1 protein-coding gene is annotated in these 539 nt (G+C 59.4%); it reads left to right on the forward strand.

The genetic code is table 11. From position 1 onward, the window contains the following. On the forward strand, positions 1–539 hold a 539-nt coding region (locus G8O24_RS47070; protein WP_497717868.1), incomplete at its 3' end, for a 1-deoxy-D-xylulose-5-phosphate synthase N-terminal domain-containing protein.

Raw genomic sequence — 539 nt, forward strand, 5'->3', positions numbered from 1 at the left:
GTGGGGGGGTTGGCGAACCAACTTGCCATTATCCGCACTGATCCTCACTACGAGGAAGCTCTCGACCGGATGAAGCGGCATGTCACCGACAAGCCACTCGGCAAGCAGGTTTTCGGTCTCATGCATGCCGCTAAGGCCGGTGTTAAAGACGCCCTCATCGGCAATGGGATTTTCTCCGATTTGGGTATCAAGTACCTCGGCCCGGTTGACGGCCACGATGTCCCCTCTGTCGAACGAGCCCTCGAGCTTGCTAAGCGCTATGGGCATCCCGTCATCGTCCATGTGATGACGACCAAGGGCAAGGGATTTGCTGCTGCTGAGGCTAATGAGGAGGATCATTTTCACGCTGTCGGAAGGATTGACCCAGTCACTGGTGCATCTCTTAAGGCTTCCGGCGGTGCTGCGTGGACCCAGGTTTGTGCTGGCGCCATGGTTGAGTTGGGGGAGAGGCGCCCCGATATTGTCGGGGTGACCGCCGCCATGCTTCACCCCGTCGGTCTCGCACCGTTCGCAGCCCGACACCCGGATCGGGTTCTCGA

The organism is Bradyrhizobium campsiandrae (genome assembly GCF_014529705.1).
Classification (GTDB): Bacteria; Pseudomonadota; Alphaproteobacteria; order Rhizobiales; family Xanthobacteraceae; genus Bradyrhizobium; species Bradyrhizobium campsiandrae.